Source organism: Cloacibacillus sp. (genome assembly GCA_036655895.1).
Lineage (GTDB): Bacteria > Synergistota > Synergistia > Synergistales > Synergistaceae > JAVVPF01.
Window position 1 is genome coordinate 1 of record JAVVPF010000124.1, and the last position, 1,220, is coordinate 1,220.

Annotated in this window: 1 protein-coding gene; it reads right to left on the reverse strand. The window is 45.3% G+C overall.

The window, feature by feature from the left end; all coding sequences use genetic code 11:
- Positions 1 to 109: 109 nt before the first annotated feature.
- Entirely contained in the window at positions 110 to 937 is an 828-nt protein-coding gene (locus tag RRY12_13260; GenBank protein MEG2185643.1) for a type II secretion system protein, read from the reverse strand.
- Positions 938 to 1,220 lie beyond the last annotated feature (283 nt).

The following is a 1,220-nucleotide window of genomic DNA, read 5'->3' on the forward strand; positions in this document are numbered from 1 at the left end:
GGAACGGCTTCGCGCTTCGGCTGGGAGTGCCGTCTGAGATAACGCTTTTTGTGCTGCGGTCAAAAGTCGAGCGCCCGCTGGTTACGCAGATGGGGTGCAGCGAGCGCTGTTAGAAAGGTTTGAAGTCCGGCGCCGCGGTGAATTCTACGGTGTTTCCGTCAACACCTGTTATTGTGCCGTTGCCGTCAATAGCATTGTAAATTTTATCAAAATTATCTATTGAGCTTGTCGCAAAGGCAGGAGAGACGTTGTACCATTTATCGTTGCGATTGTCGTATATATACGCAACTGTGAATCTGTTACCCCCATTATCGTATGTTTTTTCACTGGCATACAGCACTGCTTTACCGTCCCATTTCACATCCGATTTCAGATACAGCTCTTTCCCATTGTAAGAGAAAGGAATATTGAAAAGTTCTGGAAAATCTTTTCGCAGTTTCTCCATTAACTCAATTCCGCCCGGATGTCCGTTGGTTCCAGCAAGTTCCTTGTATTTTTCTAAAACCTTATCATAAAGAGTCGTTGAGTCCGAGATTTCCTCTCCATCATGGTCGTGCCCCTTAATGCTGCAAAAAATACTCAATTTATCACCGTCGTCAAGGATGATTAGATATGCGCCCTTCGCTGGACAGATCCCTGTGTACAGGGCTTTGCCTGAGCCGACATCTGTGTTATTGTGCGCGGCCTGTGAAAACTGCGCCATCGCGTTTTTAAGGTTCTCGTTGAAATTTTTGCCGCTTCCCGTGCTTTCCACGGAGTAGGCGCTCTTTATCGTGCGGCGGTTTGCGGCGCAGACGGCGCGCTGGCTCGCGTCAATCGTTGCGCCCGAACTCAGCATCATCAATCCTGCCAGTATCCCGACCAGCACTACAGCAATCAATACCTCTACAAGCGTAAAGGCCGTTTTTCTTTTGAAATCACCCTTAGTCAGCGTCATTAGAACCCCTCTTTTCAATTGCGCCATACAATGTTCTCGGTTTCTATTTTCATATATTATACCGTAGAAAAGGCCGCGTATTCTCTGCCTATTTCCATGGTGACCAAATAGCTCGATTATTGACCTTGCTGACGGTAGAAGCCGATCTCATACCAAACAAATTAACTAAATTAACCAATTTTTGACCCAATTATTCTTGTCGTTGACACATAAGTATATTCTGCATATAATTTAGGACAGATGTCCCAGATTTGAAAAAATAAGAAGATGATACTATGGGTAA

Bases quoted from the DNA above. Each gene is read 5' to 3' on its own strand.
- RRY12_13260 (MEG2185643.1), bottom strand. From the start codon at position 937: ATGACGCTGACTAAGGGTGATTTCAAAAGAAAAACGGCCTTTACGCTT.